Origin of the sequence: Salinispora pacifica DSM 45544 (assembly GCF_000378845.1) — a bacterium.
Classification (GTDB): domain Bacteria; phylum Actinomycetota; class Actinomycetes; order Mycobacteriales; family Micromonosporaceae; genus Micromonospora; species Micromonospora pacifica.
Genome location: NZ_KB905359.1, coordinates 4,153,058 through 4,172,939, shown reverse-complemented (window position 1 = coordinate 4,172,939; position 19,882 = coordinate 4,153,058). Strand labels below are relative to the sequence as shown.

19 protein-coding genes are annotated in these 19,882 nt (G+C 70.4%); 11 read left to right on the top strand and 8 right to left on the bottom strand.

Going from position 1 to position 19,882, the window contains the following annotated elements; genetic code table 11:
* The first annotated feature begins 109 nt into the window (after positions 1–109).
* The 7 genes from SALPAC3_RS0119165 to SALPAC3_RS0119135 all read left to right on the top strand — a co-directional run bounded on the left by SALPAC3_RS0119165 (position 110) and on the right by SALPAC3_RS0119135 (position 10,256).
* Positions 110–796, top strand: coding sequence for a hypothetical protein (locus SALPAC3_RS0119165; RefSeq protein ID WP_026185723.1), 687 nt, complete (start codon positions 110–112; stop codon positions 794–796).
* A 98-nt stretch (positions 797–894) separates the two neighbouring features.
* Positions 895–1,830: an ATP-binding cassette domain-containing protein gene (locus tag SALPAC3_RS0119160; RefSeq protein ID WP_018222796.1), complete on the top strand. Its 936-nt coding sequence runs from the start codon at positions 895–897 to the stop codon at positions 1,828–1,830.
* On the top strand, positions 1,827–2,651 hold the full coding sequence (locus tag SALPAC3_RS0119155; RefSeq protein WP_018222795.1) for an ABC transporter permease subunit: 825 nt from the start codon (positions 1,827–1,829) through the stop codon (positions 2,649–2,651). Before SALPAC3_RS0119160 ends, SALPAC3_RS0119155 begins: the two co-directional genes overlap by 4 nt.
* A 263-nt stretch (positions 2,652–2,914) precedes the next feature.
* On the top strand, positions 2,915–6,640 hold the full coding sequence (locus tag SALPAC3_RS0119150; RefSeq protein ID WP_018222794.1) for a multifunctional oxoglutarate decarboxylase/oxoglutarate dehydrogenase thiamine pyrophosphate-binding subunit/dihydrolipoyllysine-residue succinyltransferase subunit: 3,726 nt from the start codon (positions 2,915–2,917) through the stop codon (positions 6,638–6,640).
* Between the two features lie 62 nt (positions 6,641–6,702).
* Entirely contained in the window at positions 6,703–6,897 is a 195-nt protein-coding gene (locus tag SALPAC3_RS0119145) for a DUF6104 family protein (protein ID WP_018222793.1), read from the top strand.
* Positions 6,898–7,068: 171 nt separating this feature from the next.
* A complete protein-coding gene (gene pta, locus SALPAC3_RS0119140) occupies positions 7,069–9,144 on the top strand; it encodes a phosphate acetyltransferase (protein ID WP_018222792.1) in 2,076 nt (691 codons plus the stop codon).
* Positions 9,141–10,256, top strand: a complete 1,116-nt coding sequence (locus SALPAC3_RS0119135) for an acetate/propionate family kinase (protein WP_018222791.1) — start codon at positions 9,141–9,143, stop codon at positions 10,254–10,256. Before pta ends, SALPAC3_RS0119135 begins: the two co-directional genes overlap by 4 nt.
* A 6-nt stretch (positions 10,257–10,262) precedes the next feature.
* Here the strand turns inward: SALPAC3_RS0119135 and SALPAC3_RS0119130 are convergent, their stop codons facing one another.
* The 3 genes from SALPAC3_RS0119130 to SALPAC3_RS0119120 form a co-directional block, all read right to left on the bottom strand.
* Positions 10,263–11,225, bottom strand: coding sequence for a zinc-binding dehydrogenase (locus SALPAC3_RS0119130; RefSeq protein ID WP_018222790.1), 963 nt, complete (start codon positions 11,223–11,225; stop codon positions 10,263–10,265).
* 151 nt (positions 11,226–11,376) lie between these two features.
* Complete coding sequence (locus SALPAC3_RS0119125; protein ID WP_018222789.1) at positions 11,377–12,552, bottom strand: NAD(P)-dependent malic enzyme; 1,176 nt, start codon at positions 12,550–12,552, stop codon at positions 11,377–11,379.
* Positions 12,553–12,694: 142 nt separating this feature from the next.
* A complete protein-coding gene (locus SALPAC3_RS0119120; RefSeq protein ID WP_018222788.1) occupies positions 12,695–13,096 on the bottom strand; it encodes a S24/S26 family peptidase in 402 nt (133 codons plus the stop codon).
* Positions 13,097–13,120: 24 nt separating this feature from the next.
* Between SALPAC3_RS0119120 and sodN the strand changes: the two genes are divergently transcribed.
* Positions 13,121–13,525 (top strand): superoxide dismutase, Ni, encoded by a 405-nt coding sequence (gene sodN / locus SALPAC3_RS0119115; protein ID WP_018216841.1) that lies wholly within the window; start codon positions 13,121–13,123, stop codon positions 13,523–13,525.
* A 128-nt stretch (positions 13,526–13,653) separates the two neighbouring features.
* Positions 13,654–14,055 carry an ATP-binding protein gene (locus SALPAC3_RS0119110; protein WP_018222787.1) on the top strand — a complete coding sequence of 134 codons (402 nt, stop codon included), beginning with the start codon at positions 13,654–13,656 and terminating at the stop codon, positions 14,053–14,055.
* A gap of 64 nt (positions 14,056–14,119) precedes the next feature.
* Here the strand turns inward: SALPAC3_RS0119110 and SALPAC3_RS0119105 are convergent, their stop codons facing one another.
* Positions 14,120–14,509, bottom strand: coding sequence for a hypothetical protein (locus SALPAC3_RS0119105; RefSeq protein WP_018222786.1), 390 nt, complete (start codon positions 14,507–14,509; stop codon positions 14,120–14,122).
* Positions 14,510–14,551: 42 nt separating this feature from the next.
* Here SALPAC3_RS0119105 and SALPAC3_RS0119100 point away from each other — a divergent pair, with 42 nt between their 5' ends.
* Positions 14,552–15,502 carry a diacylglycerol/lipid kinase family protein gene (locus tag SALPAC3_RS0119100; protein WP_018222785.1) on the top strand — a complete coding sequence of 317 codons (951 nt, stop codon included), beginning with the start codon at positions 14,552–14,554 and terminating at the stop codon, positions 15,500–15,502.
* 425 nt (positions 15,503–15,927) lie between these two features.
* Positions 15,928–16,185, top strand: a complete 258-nt coding sequence (locus SALPAC3_RS0119095) for a WhiB family transcriptional regulator (RefSeq protein ID WP_026185721.1) — start codon at positions 15,928–15,930, stop codon at positions 16,183–16,185.
* Between the two features lie 109 nt (positions 16,186–16,294).
* Here the strand turns inward: SALPAC3_RS0119095 and SALPAC3_RS0119090 are convergent, their stop codons facing one another.
* The 4 genes from SALPAC3_RS0119090 to SALPAC3_RS0119075 are packed head-to-tail and all read right to left on the bottom strand — an operon-like array spanning position 16,295 to position 19,669.
* On the bottom strand, positions 16,295–17,056 hold the full coding sequence (locus SALPAC3_RS0119090) for a sirohydrochlorin chelatase (RefSeq protein ID WP_026185720.1): 762 nt from the start codon (positions 17,054–17,056) through the stop codon (positions 16,295–16,297).
* The gene (locus tag SALPAC3_RS0119085) at positions 17,038–17,793 is read right to left on the bottom strand and encodes a phosphoadenylyl-sulfate reductase (protein WP_018222783.1); all 756 of its coding nucleotides are present in this window, start codon (positions 17,791–17,793) and stop codon (positions 17,038–17,040) included. Before SALPAC3_RS0119085 ends, SALPAC3_RS0119090 begins: the two co-directional genes overlap by 19 nt.
* Positions 17,790–17,948, bottom strand: coding sequence for a hypothetical protein (locus tag SALPAC3_RS28430; protein WP_018222782.1), 159 nt, complete (start codon positions 17,946–17,948; stop codon positions 17,790–17,792). The genes SALPAC3_RS0119085 and SALPAC3_RS28430 overlap by 4 nt, the downstream gene beginning before the upstream one ends.
* Positions 17,945–19,669 carry a nitrite/sulfite reductase gene (locus tag SALPAC3_RS0119075; RefSeq protein WP_018222781.1) on the bottom strand — a complete coding sequence of 575 codons (1,725 nt, stop codon included), beginning with the start codon at positions 19,667–19,669 and terminating at the stop codon, positions 17,945–17,947. The genes SALPAC3_RS28430 and SALPAC3_RS0119075 overlap by 4 nt, the downstream gene beginning before the upstream one ends.
* Positions 19,670–19,882: the final 213 nt, after the last annotated feature.

Here is a 19,882-nt window from a genome sequence, read left to right as displayed (position 1 = left end):
AAAGACGCTGTGAGTGGAGGCACCGGCCACCCTGGGCGGCCGCGGCAGGACCATGGGAGGCTGCCTGGCGGACCGGCGACCGGGCCGGCACCAACCGGAGGTGGACAGCATGATCATCGGCTCGCGGTACAACGGCCCGTCGGGCTCGGGGAACGGCGGGTGGAGCGCGGGTACGTTCGCGGTGGCCGCCCAGAACGCTGCGCTACCGATGCCCGGCAGTCGCCCCCGACCCGACGCGGATCCGGTGGAGGTGACCCTGCGCCGGCCGCCGCCGCTGGAGACGCCGTTGACCCTCGACGCGGGCGAGGTCCGCGATCCAGCCGGCCACCTCATCGCCGAGATCGCGACGGTTGCCGCCTTCGACCCGGTGGCGGAACCGGTGGATCTGGCGACCGCCCGGGCTGCCGCAGCCGACTACCCCGGGCTGGTCAACCACCCGTTTCCCAGCTGCTATGTGTGCGGCCCGGAGCACGCCGACGGGCTGCGGATCTTTCCCGGTCCGCTGGCTGCCGGGCGCATCGCCGCCCCGTTCCGGGTTCCGGCGGGAGCGGACGTGGTCACCGCCTGGGCGGCGCTGGACTGTCCCGGGGGCTGGTCGGTGATCGCCCCCGGCCGGCCGTACCTGCTGGGCCGGATCTCCGCGGTGGTGCTGGCCGCACCGTGCCCCGACGACGAGTGCGTGGTCACCGGGGTGCTGTCGCGCGCCCAGGGCCGCAAAGCCGAGGTGCACAGCAGCTTGTTCGCCCCGGACGGCAGCCTCCTCGGCTACGCCCGCGCCACCTGGATCGCGGGGTAGCCGACCGGCATCGGTCCGGGCAGAATCCCAGGCCACGGTGAGTTTGCGCCGCCCGGTCAAACTGGCGACGGTGATCCTGACACAACCCTGGGAGAAGAATGACGGACGGACGGTCGAGCCCCGACACCACCGGCGAGATCCTGGTCTCCGGGCTGACAAAGATCTACGGCAGTGTTCGCGCGGTCAACGGCCTCTCCTTCCGGGTGGAGCCGGGTCGGGTCACCGGGTTCCTGGGCCCGAACGGCGCCGGCAAGACCACCACCCTGCGCATGCTGCTGAGCCTGGTCACCCCGACGGCTGGCCAGGCCACCATCGGCGGGCAACGGTATGCCGACCTGCCCGACCCGCTGCGGCACGTCGGCGCGGTGCTGGAGGCGTCCAGCGCGCACAAGGGGCGTACCGGCATCAACCACCTGCGGATGATCTGCACCGCCGCCGGGCTGCCCCGCTCCCGGGCTGACGAGGTGCTGGCCCAGGTCGGTCTGGCGCCAGCGGGCCGGCGCAAGTTCAAGGGCTACTCGCTGGGCATGAAACAGCGCCTGGGCATCGCCGCGGCGATGCTCGGCGACCCCCGGGTGCTGATTCTGGACGAGCCGGCCAACGGGCTCGACCCGGAGGGCATCCGGTGGATGCGCGGCTTCCTGAAGGGCCTGGCCGCCGAGGGGCGTACCGTGCTGGTCTCCAGCCACCTACTGTCGGAGATGCAGCTCCTCGCGGACGATGTCGTCATCATCGCAGCGGGCCAACTGGTCCGGCAGGGCCCGGTGGATCGGGTCATCGGCTCGATGGCGCAGACCACCCGGGTCCGGGTGCGCACCCCACAGGCCGAGACGCTACGCACCGCGTTGGAGCAGACGTCGGCGACGGTGGAGGTGGATGACCAGGGAGCGCTGCTGGTCGTCGGCGCGGACGGGCCGACTGTCGGCCGGGCCGCCCTGGCCGCCGGCGTCGAACTACACGAACTCGCCACCGAACGCCCCGACCTGGAGGGCGTCTTCCTGGAGCTGACAGCCGGAAGGGCAGGCATCCGATGAGTAACCTGATCCGAGCCGAGCTGTTCAAGATCCGCACGACCAAGACGTGGTGGATCATGGCTCTGATCTACCTGCCGCTGTGGGGCATCGCGTTGCTTGTCAACTGGGGGCAGACCGAGGTGCTTGCCCGGGACCTGTTCGGCGACGTGCCGGCGGGACAGGCCGAGGCGGTGGGGGCGGTGTCCCAGCCGGATGCGCTGGCGGCCAACCTCTACACCAACGGCCAGTTCCTCGGCCTGCTGATGGTGATGCTGCTCGGCATCATCGTGGTAACCGGTGAGTTCTTCCACCAGACCGTGACCACCACCTTCCTGACCACTCCGCGGCGCAGCGCGGTCGTCCTGGCCAAGCTCGCCGCGACCGCCTGCCTGGCGCTGATTTTCTGGCTGGGGACGACCGGCGCGAACCTGCTCGCCGGGATGGCGATCCTGGAGCAGGTCGGGGTGGGCGCCCAATGGGGCGGCGCCGTCTGGGAGGCCGTTGCGCTCAACGGGCTGGCCTACCTGCTCTGGGCGTTTTTCGGGGTCGGCCTGGGGACGCTCATCCGCAGCCAGATCGGCGCCACCGTCACCGGGATTCTGCTGTATCTGGGGGGCACGATCGGGGCGCTGACCGTGCTCACCGTGGCGGCGAACAGACTCGGCGACTGGGTCAACAACCTGCAGGTGCTGGTGCCGTCGCTGGCCTCCGCACTCATGATCACCGGTGTCGACATCCCAGGGGAGCCGCCGCGCTGGGCCGGCGCCGCCGTACTCATCGGCTATGGGCTGGTCTCCGGGCTGATCGGCATCCTCACCATGCGCCGGCGGGACATCTCCTGACGGATCCATCAGGTGGACGGGCGTACCTGCTCTTCGGGCGGGTACGTCCGTCCGCAGCCAACGGGCTCGGGCCGGGTACCAGGAGTCGGCGGGAGGCACCGCGACCGGCAACCGCCTGGCGTTTTCTGTGAAACCCCCCACGGAGCCGAGTCGGCAACTCCTATCGGTTTGGTACGGCGTAGCCTGGAACCTGACTCGTGTGTCCGGGGCCCCCGGCGTTCGGCGTAACCCACAAACTTGCGTGAAAGAGGCGATTACCGGCCGTGTCGACCCAGCAGACCTCGCAGGAGAACCCACTGGCGGGTTTCGGCCCGAACGAGTGGATCGTCGAAGAGATGTACCAGCGGTTCCTGACCGACCCCACCAGCGTCGACCCGGCCTGGCACGACTTCTTCGCCGACTACCGGCCCACCCCGGGCCCGGGAGAGACGCGGGATGGCGAACCGGCCGCGAAGCCGGAGCCCGACGGCCGGCCGGCACCCTCGGCCGCCCCGCCCGCTGCCACCCCGGAGCGCGGATCGACCAAGCCCGCCCCCAGCAAGCCCGCTCCCAGCAAGCCCGCCGCGAAGCCCGCCGCCGCGAAGCCGGCCGCCAAGCCCGCCCCCACGAAGCCGGCCACCACACCCACCGCATCCGGCCCGCAGACCGCACCGCTACGCGGGGTCGCCGCCAAAATCGTCCAGAACATGGACGCCTCGTTGAGCGTGCCGACCGCGACCAGCGTGCGCGCAGTTCCGGCCAAGCTGCTGGTGGACAACCGCATTGTGATCAACAACCACCTCGCCCGGGGCCGCGGCGGGAAGGTCAGCTTCACCCACCTGGTCGGATACGCGCTGGTCCGCGCGCTGGCGATGCACCCGGAGATGAACAACTCCTTCGCCGTCGTGGACGGCAAACCGGCGTTGGTCCGCCCCGAGCACATCAACCTCGGAATCGCGATCGACCTGGTCAAGCCGGACGGCAGCCGCAACCTGGTGGTGCCCTCCATCAAGGCCTGTGAACAGCTGGACTTCCGCCAGTTCTGGCAGGCGTACGAGGACGTGGTCCGGCGGGCTCGGAAGAACGAGCTGACCATGGAGGACTACAGCGGCACCACCATCTCGCTGACCAACCCCGGCGGCATCGGCACCGTGCACTCGATGCCACGACTCATGACCGGCCAGAGCGCGATCATCGGTGTCGGGGCGATGGAGTACCCGGCGCCGTACCAGGGCATGAGCGAGGGCACCCTCGCCGAGTTGGCGGTCAGTAAGGTCATCACGCTGACCAGCACCTACGACCACCGGATCATCCAGGGCGCGCAGTCCGGCGAGTTCCTCAAGGTGATGCACGAGGTACTCCTCGGCGAGCACGGCTTCTACGACGAGATCTTCACGTCGCTCCGCATCCCGTACGAGCCGGTGCGCTGGATGCGCGACGTCGCGATCGACGGCGAGGGTCAGATCAACAAGACTGCCCGGGTCCACGAGCTGATCCACGCCTACCGGGTGCGGGGCCATCTGATGGCCGACACCGACCCGCTGGAGTTCAAGATCCGCAAGCACCCGGACCTGGACGTCCTCCAGCACGGGCTCACCCTGTGGGACCTGGACCGCCAGTTCCCGGTGAACGGGTTCGCCAACCGGCAGCGGATGAAGTTGCGCGATGTCCTCGGCGTGCTCCGGGACACCTACTGCCGCCGGGTCGGCATCGAGTACATGCACATCCAGGACCCGGAGGAGCGGCGCTGGATCCAGCAGCGGGTCGAGCGCAAGTACGAGAAGCCGGCGGTCAACGAACAGAAGCACGTCCTCAACCGGCTGAACGCCGCGGAGGCCTTCGAAACCTTCCTGCAGACCAAGTACGTCGGCCAGAAGCGCTTCTCGTTGGAGGGGGGCGAGTCGCTGATTCCGCTGCTCGGCGAGGTGTTGGAGGCCTCCGCCGAAGGTGGGCTGGACGAGGTCGTCATCGGCATGGCGCACCGGGGCCGACTCAACGTGTTGGCCAACATCGTCGGCAAGCCGTACGAGAAGATCTTCTCCGAGTTCGAGGGACACCTGGACCCGCGCTCCACGCAGGGCTCCGGCGACGTGAAGTACCACCTCGGGCAGAACGGCAAGTTCACCACCCCGGACGGCGAACACTCGGTCAAGGTCTCGGTGGTGGCGAACCCGTCGCACCTGGAGGCCGTTGACCCGGTGCTGGAGGGCATCGTCCGGGCCAAGCAGGACCGGATCGACCTCAAGTTGGAGGGCTACACCGTACTGCCGCTGGCGGTGCACGGTGACGCGGCCTTCGCCGGCCAGGGAGTCGTCGCCGAGACGCTGAACCTGTCCCAGCTCCGCGGCTACCGCACCGGCGGCACGGTGCACGTGGTGGTCAACAACCAGGTCGGCTTCACCACCGCACCGGAGTACAGCCGCTCCAGCCTCTACAGCACCGACGTGGCCCGGATGATCCAGGCGCCGATCTTCCACGTCAACGGTGACGACCCGGAGGCCGTGGTGCGGGTCGCCCAGCTGGCCTTCGCGTACCGACAGACGTTCAACAAGGATGTCGTCATCGACCTGGTCTGCTACCGCCGACGCGGGCACAACGAGGGCGACGACCCGTCGATGTCGAACCCGGAGATGTACCGGATCATCGACTCGAAGCGGTCGGTTCGCAAGCTCTACACCGAGGAGCTGATCGGGCGGGGCGACATCACCGTGGAGGACGCGGAGGAGCTGCTGCGCGACTACCAGGCGCAGCTGGAGCGGGTCTTCAAGGCCACCCGAGACGCCGCCACCGCACCCCGTCAGCTCAGCCGCCCGCAGCGGAAGGACGAGCCCGAGCCACCGGTGGAGACCGCCACCGACGCCGATGTCATCCGGACGATCGGCGAGGCGCACCTCAACCTGCCGGAGGCCTTCACCCCGCACAAGCGGATCCAGCAGCTGCTCGACCGGCGGGCCAAGATGGCCAGCGAGGGCAACATCGACTGGGGCTTCGGCGAGATCATCGCCTTCGGTGCGTTGCTGCACGACGGGGTCACCATCCGGCTCGCCGGGCAGGACTCCCGCCGCGGCACCTTCGTGCAGCGGCACGCCTCCGTCGTGGACTCCGAGACCGGCGACGACCACCTGCCCCTGGAGGCACTCACCGTCGGCGGTGAACGGTCCCGGTTCTTCGTACACGACTCGCTCCTGTCCGAGTACGCGGCGATGGGCTTCGAGTACGGCTACTCGGTGGAGAACGTCAACGCGCTGGTCTGCTGGGAGGCCCAGTTCGGTGACTTCGTCAACGGCGCCCAGTCGGTGATCGACGAGTTCATCTCCTCCGGCGAGGTGAAGTGGGGTCAGCGCTCCGCGGTCACGCTGCTGCTGCCGCACGGCCACGAGGGCCAGGGCCCGGACCACACCTCCGGCCGCCCGGAACGGTTCCTCCAGCTCTGCGCCGAGGACAACATGCGGGTGGCGATCCCGACGACCCCGGCGAACTACTTCCACCTGCTGCGTCGCCAGGCCCTGTCGCCGAAGCGCAAGCCCCTCATCGTCTTCACGCCGAAGTCCCTGCTGCGGCACCGGCTCTGCGTCTCGCAGGTCGAGGACTTCACCAACGGCACCTTCCAGTCGGTGCTGTCCGACGGGGGCGCCCCCGCCCCGGAGCAGGTGCAGCGGGTGTTGCTCTGCTCGGGCAAGGTCTACTACGACCTGTTCCAGGCCCGGCAGGATCGCGGTATCACCGACACTGCGATCATCCGGGTCGAGCAGCTCTATCCGATGCCGATCGAGGAGATTCGGGCCGCGCTCGCGGCGTACCCGAACGCGGTGGACTTCGCCTGGGTCCAGGAGGAGCCGGCCAACCAGGGCGCCTGGTCGTTCGTCGCGCTCAACATGCTGGAGCACCTGGACGGGGTACGGCTGCGCCGCATCTCCCGCCCAGCGGCCGCCGCCCCGGCGGTCGGCTCGGCCAAGATGCACGACGTCGAGCTCTCCGCCCTGCTCGACGCAGCTCTCCCCCGCCCGTAGGCGCCACCCAACCCGTACTGGTGGGGGGCCGGGACAACCGTCCCGGCCCCCCACATCACGACGTGACCGAGGAACGCATGTACTTCACCGACCGAGGGATCGAGGAACTGACCGAGCGCCGCGGCGACGAGCAGGTCAGCTTCGAGTGGCTCGCCGAGCGCCTACGCGACTTCGTCGACCAGAACCCCGAATTCGAGACCCCGATCGAGCGCTTCGCCACCTACCTGGCTCGGCTGGACGACGAGGACGACGAGTAGGGCCGCAAGCACCCCCGGGAGCCGTCCCACAAGGCCCCGGGAGCCGCCCCACAACTCCCCGGGAACGGCACGAACTCCCCCGGGGAGTTTGTGGTGCACGACGAACACCCGGGCCCCGGGCCGGATGACCGGGCCGAAGGACCCAGGCGGACAGCCCGACGAGCTCCTAGAGTGGATCTCGTGGCGCGGAGTGTGTATCTGACCAGCGTGAGTTCCGGTGGCGGCAAGTCCACCGTCGCCCTGGGACTGGCGGAGCTGTTGTCCCGACAGGTTGGCCGAGTCGGAATCTTCCGGCCGTTGGTCCGAGGCGACCAGCCGGACCCGATCCTCGCCCTACTGAGCGAACGCTACCGGGTCGGTCTGCCGATCGAAGACCTCACCGGCACCACCTACACCGAGGCCACCGGGATGGTCGCCGAAGGACGGCGGGAGCAGCTCGTCTCCCGCATCCTCGAGCGGTACCGCGCGGTCGAGCGGCAGTTCCCGGCGGTGGTCGTGGTGGGCAGTGACTTCGCCGACGACGGCGACGGCGCCGGCCCACGGGAACTGGCCTTCAATGCCCGGCTCGCGACCGAGTTCGGCAGCGTCGTGGTCCCCGTGGTGGACGGGTACGAGCAGGAGACCGCCACCATCGCGGCAGCGGCCCGGGGCGCGTACCACGACCTCGCAGACCTCGGCGCGACGGTGCTGGCGGTCGTCGCGAACCGGGTGACCGGTCCGCTCACCCTGCCCGAGTTGCCGGTGCCCGCGTACCTGATCCCCGAGGTGCCCAGCGTGTCGGCGCCGACCGTTGCCGAGGTGGCGACGGCGCTCGGCGCCACCCAGCTCGTTGGGGATGACGCCGCGCTCAGCCGCGACGTGCTCGACTATGTCGTCGGCGCGGCCCACGTGCCCACGCTGCTCGACCACCTGACCGAAGGCGCCCTGGTGATCATGCCGGGGGATCGGGACGATCTCCTGGTCGCCACCAACGCCGCGCACGTCGCGGGACAGGTCGCGCTCTCCGGGCTGGTCCTCACCCTCGGTGAAACGCCGGACCCGCGCACAATGCAGCTGGTCGAGCTGCTACGGCCGGGCCTCTCCGTGCTCTCCGTGCGCAGTGACAGCTACGACACGGTGGCCGCCTGCAACCGGATCGAGGGCCGGCTCAGCGCCAGCAACCCCCGCAAGGTGGAGGCCGCGCTGGGCGCCTTCGAACGCTGCGTGGACACCGACGACCTGTCCCGCCGACTACGGGTCACCCGTTCGCAGCGGGTCACCCCGCTGATGTTCGAGTACGACCTGATCGACCGTGCCCGGGCACAGCGCCGGCATGTGGTGCTGCCGGAGGGCAGCGAGGAGCGGATCCTGCGGGCCGCCGAAATCCTGCTACGCCGGGATGTAGCCGAGCTGACCCTGCTCGGCCGGCCCGACGATATCGCCCGGCGGACCCGGGAGTTGGGCGTCGACATCGCCGGCGCACGGGTGATCGATCCGTTCACCAGCGAATGGCGTGACGAGTTCGCCGACGGGTACGCCCAGCTCCGCGCCCACCGGGGCGTGACCCCGGACCTCGCCCACGACATCGTGCCCCAGCCGAACTACTTCGGCACGATGATGGTGTGGGCCGGGTACGCCGACGGCATGGTCTCCGGCGCCACCCACACCACCGCTGCCACCATCCGCCCCGCCTTCGAGATCATCCGCAATCTGCCCGATGTCTCCATCGCCTCCAGCGTCTTCTTCATGCTGCTCGCCGACCGGGTACTCGTCTACGGCGACTGCGCGGTCAATCCCGACCCGGACGCCGCCCAGCTCGCCGACATCGCGATCTCGTCCGCCGACACCGCCGTCCGGTTCGGCATCGAGCCGCGGGTGGCGATGTTGTCGTACTCGACCGGCAGTTCGGGCGCCGGCGCCGATGTGGAGAAGGTCGCGGAGGCCACCCGACGGGTTCGGGAGCGCCGACCGGATCTGCTGGTCGAGGGGCCGATCCAGTACGACGCGGCGATCGACCCGACGGTGGCGGCGACGAAGCTGCCCGGCAGTACGGTCGCCGGGCGGGCGACGGTCTTCGTCTTCCCGGATCTGAACACGGGCAACAACACGTACAAGGCGGTGCAGCGGTCTGCCCGGGCGGTGGCGGTCGGACCGGTCATGCAGGGGCTACGCCGGCCGGTGAACGACCTTTCCCGGGGTGCGACCGTCCCGGACATCGTCAACACGGTGGCGATCACCGCGATCCAGGCCGGAGAGGCAGGCAAATGAGCCGGGTGCTGGTACTCAACTGTGGGTCGTCGTCGGTCAAGTGGCGACTCTACGACGGCGACGAAGTCCTCGACCGGGGCGCCGTCGAGCGGATCGGTGAACCCGGGGGCGGGCCGGCGGACCACGGTACCGCCATCCGGGGGATCCTCGCCGAGCTCGACCTGACCGGGCTGGCCGCCATTGGCCACCGGGTGGTGCACGGCGGCCGCCGCTTCGGCGAGCCGGTCCTGATCGACGACGCGGTGCTCGCCGCGATCCGAGAGTTGGTGCCACTCGCCCCGTTACACAACCCGGCCAACCTGGCCGGCATCGAGGTCGCCCGGGCGACGCTGCCCGGAGTCCCCCAGGTCGCCGTCTTCGACACCGCCTTCCACACCACGCTGCCCGAGTCCGCCGCCACCTACGCGATCGACCGGGCGACGGCCGACCGGTACGGCATCCGGCGGTACGGCTTCCACGGCACCTCCCACGCGTACGTCTCCCGGCGCACGGCGGAGGTGCTGGGTCGTCCGTACGCCGACACCAACACCATCACCCTGCACCTGGGCAACGGCGCGAGCGCCGCCGCCGTGGCCGGCGGGCGCAGCGTGGCCACCTCGATGGGGATGTCCCCGCTTGAAGGGCTGGTCATGGGCACCCGGAGCGGCGACCTGGACCCAGCGGTGATCTTTCATCTGCGGCGGGAGGGCGGGCTGGGCGTAGCCGACATCGACGACCTGCTCAACCACCGCAGCGGCCTGTACGGGCTCACCGGCGCCAATGACATGCGCGAGGTGCTCGCCCGCCGGGCGGACGGCGACCAGGCCGCCCGCCTCGCCTTCAACGTGTACTGCCGCCGGATCACCAGCTACGTCGGGGCGTACTACGCGTTGCTCGGCCGGGTGGACGCGGTGACCTTTACCGCCGGCGTCGGTGAGCACGCCGCCCCGGTCCGCGCGGCGGCCCTGGCCGGACTGGAGCGCCTCGGGATCACGGTCGATCCGGAGCGCAACGCCGGCAGTGGCGACCGGGTCATCTCGCCGGACGGGGGCGAGGTGGCCGTCTGCGTCATCGGCACCGACGAGGAGCGGGAGATCGCCCGTTCCGCCCGGGAGGTGGCGGGCCGACGATGACGTCGCTCAGGCGGCGTGGTCGACAACCACCTTGCCGAAGACATCGCCGGAGTGCAGGCGGACGAAGGCCTCCTCGACCGCGGTGAACGGCACCACCCGGTCCACCACCGGGCGCAGCCCCCGCTCAGCGCAGAAGGCCAGCAGCGCGGCCAGCTCGTCCGGGGTGCCCATGGAGGTGCCGAGGATCTCCAGCTGCATGGCGAAGACACGGCGCAGGTTGACTTTGGGTTCGTGCCCGGCGGTAGCGCCGGAGACCACGATCCGGGCCATCGGCGCGGCTGACTTCAACGAGTGGTCGAAGGTCGCGGCACCGACTGTCTCGATCACCAGGTCCACCCGCTCCGGCAGCCGGGCGCCCGGTTCGACGGCGGTGGCGCCGAGCGCCGCGACCCGCTCCCGCTTGGCGGCGTCCCGGCTGGTCGCATAGACCCGCTTACCCATCGCGGCGGCGAGCGCGACGGCCGCGGTGGCCACGCCTCCCCCCGCTCCCTGCACCAGCACGGCGGCGGCCTCGTCCACCCGGCCGCGAGTGGTGAGCATCCGCCATGCGGTCAGCCAGGCGGTGGGCAGGCAGGCGGCATCAGTCGCCGCCAGGCCCGCCGGCAGCGGTAGCAGGTTCGCCCGGGGTACGGCGACCCGTTCGGCCAGCGTGCCCGGGAAGTGCTCGGAGAGGATCGAGACCCGGCGGGGGTCGCTCGGGGTGGGGAGCACCGGGTAGACGACCACCGGGTTGCCGTCCGGGTCAACGCCGGCCGCGTCGCAGCCCAGGATCATCGGCAGCTGCTCCGTGCGTAGTCCGACGCCGCGCAGCGACCATAGATCGTGGTGATTGAGCGAGCTGGCGGTGACCCGGATTGTCACCCAGTCGTCGCCGTGGTGCGCGGGTTCCGGCCGCTCGCCCACGGTGAGCGCGGCGAGCGGGTTGGCGTCGTCGAAGCGGGAGGCGAAGGCGGCACGCATGATCGGCACGGTAACAACCCGGGCGGGCGACCAGAAGGCCCATTGACGTGTGCGAGGCCACACGTCGGGGCTACGCCCTCGCACCGCACGGATCCTGACCGCCACGCCGACCGGGTTACACCGCCACGCCGCGCGGATCCCGCCGGCGCGCCGCCCGCGGCTACCGGGTCACGCCGTCGCGCCGGGCGGCCTCCGCGACCGCCTCGGCCACTGCGGGGGCGACCCGCGGGTCGAGTGGTGACGGGACGATCGCCTCGGGTGTGAGCGAGTCGGCGACCACCCCGGCAATCGCGTCCGCCGCTGCCACCTTCATGCCATCGGTGACCCGGGTGGCCCGGGCGTCCAGCGCGCCGCGGAAGACACCGGGGAAGGCGAGCACATTGTTGATCTGGTTGGGATGGTCGCTTCGACCGGTGGCGACCACCGCCACGTGCCGGGCGGCCACCTCCGGCTGCACCTCGGGGGTGGGGTTGGCCAACGCGAAGACGATCCCGCCCGGAGCCATGCCGGCCACGGCCGCCTCGGGGATCTGGCCCCCTGAGACCCCGATCAGCACATCGGCGCCGCGCAGCGCCGCGGCCACGTCGCCCCATCGGCCGTCACCGTTGGTCAGCTCCGCCAACTCGGCCTTGGCACTGGTGAGACCTTCGCGGTGCGGCCCGATGATGCCGCGGGAGTCACAGACCACCACCTGTTCCGGGTGCACTCCGCCGGCGACGAGCATCTTGGTCACCGCCACCCCGGCGGCACCCGCGCCACTGATCACCACCCGAAGGTCGCCGAGCTTTCGGCTGAGCAGCACCGCCGCGTTGCGGAGCGCGGCGAGCACGACGATCGCGGTGCCGTGCTGGTCATCGTGGAAGACCGGGATGTCCAGTGCCGCGTCGAGGCGCCGCTCGACCTCGAAGCAGCGCGGCGCGCTGATGTCCTCCAGGTTGATGCCGCCGAAGGAGGGGGCGAGGGCCCGTACCGCCGCCACGATCTCGTCCACGTCTTGCGTGTTCAGACAGATCGGCACCGCGTCCACCCCACCGAACTGCTTGAAGAGCACGGCCTTGCCCTCCATGACCGGCAGCGCGGCGTGTGGGCCGATGTTGCCGAGCCCCAACACGGCGGAACCGTCGGTGACGACCGCGACGGTGTGCCCGGCCCAGGTGTAGTCATCCGCGAGCCGGGGTTCGGCGGCGATGGCCGCACAGACTCGGGCCACCCCCGGGGTGTACGCCAGGGAGAGGTCCTCCCGGCTGGTCAGCGGGACGGTCGAGGCGACGGCCAGCTTCCCACCCTGATGCAGTCGGAAGACCGGGTCCGCAGGGTCCACAGTGGACGATGACATTGGTGACTCCAGGATCTGTCGATACAGCTGGACCGGCCGGTCCGGGCGCGAGGTGGGCGCTGACCGGCGGCGCGAGGTATGGGGGTCACCCGGGACACCTGCCGAGCATAGTGCGGCGCAGTCCACCCGGATGTGAGTAGGGTCATACTCTACGGCGGCGCAGCAGCCGAGGCCGCGGCCAGTAGCGTGCCACCACCCGCCCCCAGATGTCCGCCCCACCGTACGCCCGTGAGTCGTCATTGATCAACGGGTTGTCGCCCACGAGCCACCAGCCCTCCGCGGTCAGACCAACCGCTCGCTTGACCACCAGCAGGTCGGGGCGGCTCCGAAAGACCGCGACCACCACGTCACCGGCCCGGACACCACGTTCCCCACGGCGCACCAGCACCGCGTCGCCGTGCCGCAGGGTCGGCGCCATCGAGGGGCCTGTCACCAGGACGGCGGAGAGCGACCACCGGGCACCCGGCGTCGGGCGCGGCGGGGACGGGGGCATGCCGTTCACCTCCACCAGGCACGGCCTCCAAGTAATGTCGTGCTCGATCATCGCAAACTTCCCAGGAGGCTCCTGATGCGACTTCCACGCATCCTCACCCCCCGAGTGACCGCCAGCGCCCACTGCGACCTGCCCTGCGGCGTCTACGACCCGGCACAGGCCCGGATCGAGGCCGAGTCGGTGAAAATGATCTGCGAGAAGTACCAGGCCAACACCGACCCGGAGTTCCGCACCCGGGCCATCCTGATCAAGGAGCAGCGGGCCGAGTTGGTGAAGCACCACCTGTGGGTGCTGTGGACCGACTACTTCAAGCCGGCCCACTTCGAGAAGTACCCGCACCTGCACCAGCTCTTCAACGAGGCCACCAAGCTGGCCGGCGCGGCCGGCGCCAAGGGCGCGACCGACCCGGCGAAGGCTGACGAGTTGCTGCAGAAGATCGACGAGATCTCGAAGATCTTCTGGGAGACCAAGAAGGCCTAGGTGAAGCGTCAACGGCGACGGCCGGCGCGCCGGCCGTCGCCGTGGTACCCGCGTCGGGGTACCGGGTAGAGTTCCCTGGCGGGCCGCCATCCCCGATCCGGGTAACGGGCGTCCCGGGGGGATGACGCGTGACTCCGACGACCGGCCAACCCGCCAGCGACGACGTGGTGCACCTGACCGTGCCCGCGGACGGCGGCTACCTGAGCGTGCTCCGCACGGCCACGGCCGGGCTCGCGGCCCGGCTGCAGTTCGCCCTCGACGAGATCGAGGATCTCCGCATCGCGGTGGACGAAGCGTGCGCCATGCTGCTTTCGATCGCCACCCAGCACGCCGAGCTAGAGTGCCGGTTCTCCGTAACCGACGACGCACTCGCCGTCGAGGTCACGGTGCCGACCTCCCGCGGTGCGCGACTGCCGGCCGAGTCCTCCTTTGCCTGGAAGGTGCTCACCGCACTGACCACCTCGGCCGCCGCGACCGCTGACAACGACCGCGCAACCATCTCCCTGCTGACCCGTCGCGTCGCCGGCTAGGTCGCACCGGTCGCGTCGCTTCCGCCAGGACCGAAGGCTGCCAGCGCCCGCACTCGAAGACGCCTCACTCGAAGCCCAGGGCACGGGTCGTCGGGGTACTGAGCAGCAGGGCGGTGACGCCGAGGCCCAGTGCCATCAGTGGCCCGCCCAGCCAACCAAGCCCACCCTGGATCATGAACCATCCGATCGGCAACAGCATGAGCTGAAGCACGATCGCCGGCGCTCGGGCACCCGCCCGACACCGGGCGAGCGCCCCGCCCAGCGCCCAGAGCACGGCTGCCGCACCAGCGGCGAACACCGTCAACAGCAGCGCCGAGGCCAGGTCAACACTGGGCGCCGTGAGGTTTGCCCAGAGCAGCCAGCCAGCGATCAGACCGACGGCGCCCGCCTCACCACGTAGCGTCAGGACGGCCCACCGGAGCGGGCCGGGTATCTGGTTGGCGGCGATCGTCACGCGACCACGATACCGATGTCGCCACGCGGTACAGTGCCGCCCATGCGGGCCGTCCTGGTGGTCAACCCCAAGGCCACCACCACCAGCGAGCGCAGCCGGGATGTCCTGGTCCGGGCGCTGCGCAGTGAAGTCGACCTGTCGGTGCGCTACACCCGACGCCGGGGGCACGCCACCACCCTGGCCCGCCAGGCGGCCGAGGAGGGCGTTGACCTGGTCGTCACGCTCGGTGGTGACGGCACGGTCAACGAGGTCGTCAACGGGCTGATGTCCGCGCTGCCGACGACGGGGCCGACCGGGAACGCGCCGGCCGAGCAGCTGCCCGCCCTGGCAACCGTGCCGGGCGGTTCGACGAACGTCTTCGCCCGCGCTCTCGGCCTACCCCGGGAGTGGCCGGACAGCACCAGCATGATCCTGGAAGGGCTGCGGCTGAACCGGCACCGCACGATCGGCCTGGGACGGGCGGACGAGCGCTACTTCACCTTCTGCGCCGGCTTCGGAGTTGACGCCGCGGTGATCCACCGCGTGGAACGGTCCCGCCGACGCGGAGAGATCTCCACGCCCAGCCTGTACCTCCGATCAACCCTTGCCCAGTACTTCCTCGCCTCGGACCGCCGGCACCCCGCTATCGCCCTCCAGCGGCCGGACCAACCCACCGAGGAGCAGCTCGCCACAGTTATCGTCCAGAACACCGCGCCCTGGACGTACCTCGGCGACCGGGAGGTGAACCCGAATCCGGAGGCATCGTTCGACCTCGGCCTGGACGCTTTCGCACTGCGGCAGCTCCGAGTGACCAGCACGACACGGACGATCACTCAATTCTTCGGCCGCACGCCGGGTCCGCGCGGCAAACAGGTACTCCGCCTCCACGACCTGACCGAGTTCACCTTGATCGCCCGTCACCCACAGGCGTTCCAGCTCGACGGTGAGTACCTGGGCGAGCGCGAAAAAGTCGAATTCACCGCCGCACCCGCAGCGGTGCGAGTAATCTGCTAGTCCTCGGGTACTCCCCTCGGTTGAGCCGGCCCGTCCGATGACGATTGGCGCCACGTTGGGGTGAGTGACGGAAATGTCAGCGAAATCAGTGCCGCCGTACTATATTGATCCCCGACTGTGGTACTCCGAGTATCCGGAGCCTCGGGCAAATCAGGACAAACGGGTTGTGGGCTTGCTCACCGCGTGAAGTTTTCCGGAGCGTCACCCTTGACATCGCGAGCGTTCGTGAAAGTATTCACAAGCGACTTGAGTTTCCGGAACATCGCCTGGATTCGCTCAGCAGAATGAGTGGATCCAGTAGGTCGACGGAGCCAACAGCCTGCTCACGCACTGCCAGCAAGCCGGGCGCGAACCGTTACGGCCGGCGCTGCGGATGCATATAGCAAGCCATCTGCCACCCATCCAGAATGAGGAGTGTTGCCGCCATGGACTGGCGTCACCATGCTGTCTGCCGCGACGAGGACCCCGAGCTGTTCTTCCCGATCGGGACGTCCGGTCCGGCCCTCCTGCAGGTGGAGCAGGCCAAAGCCGTCTGCCGGCGCTGCCCGGTGACGGACCAGTGCCTGCAGTGGGCCCTCGAGTCCGGCCAGGACGCAGGCGTCTGGGGCGGGATGAGCGAGGAGGAGCGGCGCGCCGTCAAGCGTCGCGGCGGCCTCCGGATGCTGCGCGCTCACACCGCCTGACCACCAACCGAAAGCGAAACGCCCCGGTCGGCTCGACCACCGGGGTGTTTCGCTGCCCGGTCGGTGTCAACCGAGACCCGCCACCAGCGGGGCGACACCACAACAGGGCCTAGTCCAACACCGCGTCAACCCGACGAAGGACCAGGTCAACCAGCTCGGGAGCATCGGAGAGCGGAGCCGCCACCGCCACCGCACCGGCCTGCCGGGCCGAGACGGTCACCGCGTCATGGAACAACCCGGGCGCCAGAAAATACGCGGCCACTGCCACCCGTCGCGCGCCCCGTACGCGCAGGCGGTGCACCGCCACGCCAGCGGCGGGCGGAGCAGCCGAGGCATAGGAAACCCGGGTCGGAACAGCCAAGGCTGCCCGCAGCGATGCCGCCACCCGTCCCACCGAGGCACGGGCGACCGGATCCCGGGTGCCCGCAGCGGCCAGCACCAGCCCGTCGTAGCCACCGGGCTCGGCCTCGGCCAGCCGACGGCGCAGCCCAGCCAACAACGCCGGATCGACCCCCCGGACAGCGGGACCGAGCACGTCGGTCACCCGTACCCCCAGCTCGGGAACCGCCTGGCGGACCGCCGCGACGGCCGCCGGGATGTCCACCCGCCGGTGATACGCGGCGGTCAGCAGCAGCGGCACCAGCACCACCCGGGAGAAACCCGCGCCAGCCAACTCCCGTAGCGCCTCCGTGGGCCCGGGACGGGTGTGGTCCAGCCAGCTCGGCACCACCCGCCGGCCAGGCCGAGCAGCGGACACCGCCGCGGCGAGCGCCCGTGTCGCCGCGGCGGCCCGCGGGTCCCGGCTGCCGTGCGCGACCAGGAGCACCGGGGCCCCGTGGCCCCCGGCCCCGCTCAACCGTGCAGGCCGCACTCGGCCTTCTCGAACATCGCCCACCGGCCGGCCCGCGGATCTTCCCCAGCCTTCGTCCGCCGGGTACAGGGCCAACAGCCGACCGAGCTGTAGGACCGGCCGAACAGCTCGTTGACCGGCACCTCCCAGCGGGAGATGTAGGTCTCCACATCAGCCTGCGTCCACGCCGCGATCGGGTTGACCTTCACCTTGCCCCGACCCTCGTCGAAGGTCACCACCGGGGTGTTCGCCCGGGACGGCGACTCGTCCCGGCGCAGCCCCGCGGCCCACGCGTCGTACCCCACCAGGGCCCGCTCCAGCGACTCCACCTTGCGCAGCTGACAGCAGTCATCCGGGGAGCGGTGGAACAGCCGCGGCCCGTACTCGCCGTCCTGCTGGCCGACGGTCAGCCGGGGTCGGATCGAACGGACGTTCACCGGCATCGTGCGGGCGACCTGGTCCCGAACCTTGAGCGTCTCCGGGAAGTGCAGCCCGGTGTCCAGGAAGACCACGTCAACGCCGGGTGCGACCCGGGAGAACAGGTGGACGAGCACCGCGTCGGCCATCGAACTGGTGACGCAGAACCGGTCCCCGAACGTCTCGGTCGCCCACCGGGCCACCTCCAGCGCGGGGGCGTCCGCCAGGTCCCGGCCGGCCGCCTCCGCCAACGTGCGCAACTCCCGCCGGCTTGTTTCGGCGGCGGCCGGTTCGCCGGCCCCGACCAGGCCGAGATCGGCCGCCCAGCGCGGCCCACTCACCGGAGCACCGCCTTCGCCAACAGGCCGTGCAGCCGTACGGTGAAGACCCGGGCGCAGGCGTGGCACTCCCAACCGCCGTGCCCCGCCTCGTTCGGCCGCAGGTCCTCCTCCCCGCAGTACGGGCAGTACAGCGGGGCGGAACGGGTGTCACTCATCGCAGCTCCCCCTCGTCTGCCCGGATCACCCAGCTGGCGAACGTCTCGCCGTCGGTACGGCCAGCCAGGTAACGCCGAGCCAGCTGCTCCACGTACTCCGGAAGTTCCGCCGCCGTGACCCTCAGGCCCCGCGGCTTGCGGCCGAACCCCGCGGCCCGGTCCTGCGCCATACCCAGACCACCGCCGAGATGCACCTGGAAGCCCTCCACCTGACGGCCGTCCGCGCCGACCATCAGCTGGCCTCGGAGCCCGATGTCGGCAACCTGGGTACGGGCGCACGCGTTTGGGCAGCCGTTGAGGTGGATGGTGATGTCGGCGTCGAAGTCCCGCAGCCGCTCCTCCAGCCGCGCCACCAACTCCGCGCCCCGCGCCTTGGTCTCGACGATAGCCAGCTTGCAGAACTCGAGGCCGGTGCAGGCCATGGCGCCACGCCGCCACGCCGATGGCCGAGCCGACAGACCGATCTCACCCAGCGCCTCGACCAGAGACTCCGTCCGGTCCGGCGGCACGTCCAACACCAACAGCTTCTGGTACGGAGTCAGCCGAACGCGATCGCTGCCGTGCGCCTCGGCCACGTCGGCGAGCCGGGTGAGCTGGCTACCCGAGACCCGGCCGACCGTCGCAGCGGCCCCAACGTAGTTACGCCCGTCACGCTGCTCGTGCACCCCGATGTGGTCGATCTGCTGTGCCGGCAGCTCGGCCGACGGTCCATCCAACAGGGCCCGGCCCAGATACTCCCGCTCCAGCACCTCCCGAAACTTCGCCACCCCCCAGTCGGCGACCAGGAACTTCAGCCGGGCGCGGTGGCGCAGCCGTCGGTACCCGTAGTCGCGGAAGATGCCCACCACCCCCGCCCAGACGTCCGGCACCTCGTGCAGCGGCACCCAGACACCCAGCCGCTGGGCGAGCATCGGGTTCGTGGACAGGCCGCCACCGACCCAGAGATCGAAGCCGGGTCCGTGCTCGGGGTGTACCACCCCGAGCAGGGCGATGTCGTTCGTCTCGTACGGCGTGTCCACCAGCCAGGAGATCGAGGACTTGAACTTGCGGGGCAGATTGGCGTACTGCTTGTCACCGACGTAGCGGCGGACGATCTCGTCGATCGCCGGCGTCGGATCGATCACTTCGTCCTGGGCCACGCCAGCGACCGGGCTACCGAGCACGATCCGGGGGCAGTCCCCGCAGGCCTCGGTGGTCTGCAGGCCGACCGACTCCAGTCGATGCCAGATCTCCGGCATGTCCTCGACCCGGATCCAGTGGTACTGGATGTTCTGCCGGTCGGTGAGGTCGGCGGTGTCCCGGGCGAACTCGCGGGAGATCTCGGCCACCACCCGGAGCTGGGCCACGGAGAGCTGCCCGCCGTCGATCCGCACCCGGAGCATGAAGAACTCGTCTTCAAGCTCGTGCGGCTCCAGCACGGCGGTACGCCCACCGTCGATACCGGCCTTGCGTTGCGTGTACAGGCCCCACCAACGGAACCGACCGCGCAGGTCCTGTGGGTCGATCGAGGCGAAGCCCTGGTGGGCGTAGATGTTCTCGATCCGGGCCCGGACGTTGAGTGGGTCGTCGTCCTTCTTGATCCGCTCGTTGCCGTTGAGCGGCTCGTGGTGACCGAGGGCCCACTGGCCCTCCCCGCGGGGGCGGCGGGGGGGCCGGGCCGATTGGGTCGTCGAATCCTCGGGCCGGGTTGGGTTGCGCAGCGCCATCGTGGCGTCCTCCATTGTCTGCGGTGCCTCGTGGCCGCTGCGCCGAGCGCGGTGGCCGGCCCCGGCACGACAGTTGGGCTGGGGCGGAGCAGCCGGCGCGGAGCGCCCGAGACAGCTGGGTCGGGCGTCGTCAGTGGGCCGGACAGATCGCGCTGCGCGTGCGGCCGAAGTCGACGTGGCGACGGGCCACGAAGTAGCGAACAACGGCGGCAGCCATGACGTTATGCT